This is a genomic window from Devosia epidermidihirudinis (assembly GCF_000971295.1).
Lineage (GTDB): Bacteria > Pseudomonadota > Alphaproteobacteria > Rhizobiales > Devosiaceae > Devosia > Devosia epidermidihirudinis.
This window is the reverse complement of the sequence record NZ_LANJ01000030.1, coordinates 1-542: the sequence shown is the minus strand read 5'-3', so window position 1 is coordinate 542 and position 542 is coordinate 1. Positions and strand designations below refer to the sequence as shown.

General features: G+C 58.3%; 2 protein-coding genes. Both read right to left on the bottom strand.

The features are described from left to right. Positions 1 to 29: 29 nt before the first annotated feature. Positions 30 to 251, bottom strand: a complete 222-nt coding sequence (locus WH87_RS20510) for a hypothetical protein (RefSeq protein ID WP_156458245.1) — start codon at positions 249 to 251, stop codon at positions 30 to 32. 8 nt (positions 252 to 259) lie between these two features. Continuing rightward, the coding region (locus WH87_RS20505) for a hypothetical protein (protein ID WP_046173263.1) at positions 260 to 542 on the bottom strand (283 nt) is incomplete at its 5' end.

The following is a 542-nucleotide window of genomic DNA, read 5'->3' as shown; positions in this document are numbered from 1 at the left end:
CCTCTCTTCCTTTCTCTTCTTCCTGTCCCTTATACACATCCGACTCTCCTCTTCCTTTTCTCTCCTCTCCTCCCTTTCCCTTCTTCCCCTTCCCTCCTCCTTCTGTTCTTACTTTTTCTCCACTGCCCTCTTCCCCATTTCTTCTTCCTCTTTCCTTCGCCCATTGCCGCCCATGTTCCTGAGCTCTCCCTGATCTTCCCCTCCCCCTCGTGCTCCCTCTCCCCCTCTCCTGTCTTCGTCCTTGTTATCATTTCCCCCTTCACCCTTCTCGCGCTTGCCCCTCTCCACTCTCTTCCCTCCTCACTCCCTCCCCCCTCCCTCTCTCCTCCTCTTCCCTTCTTCCTCTTCCTATCTCTCCTTCCCCTCTCTTCTCTCCTCCTCCGCCTTCTTTTCCACCTCCCCCCCTACACTCTTTTACCCCCTCCCTGTTGCCCCCTCCTCTCTCTCTTCTGCCCTCCCTCCTCCCCCCCCTCTCCCTCCCCCCCCCCCCTCTTCCTTCCCCCCCCTCCCCCTGCTTCTCTCTCTCCTTTCCCTCTCCCTTT

Coding starts and splice junctions, on each gene's coding strand:
- WH87_RS20510 (WP_156458245.1), bottom strand. CDS start 251: ATGATAACAAGGACGAAGACAGGAGAGGGGGAGAGGGAGCACGAGGGG.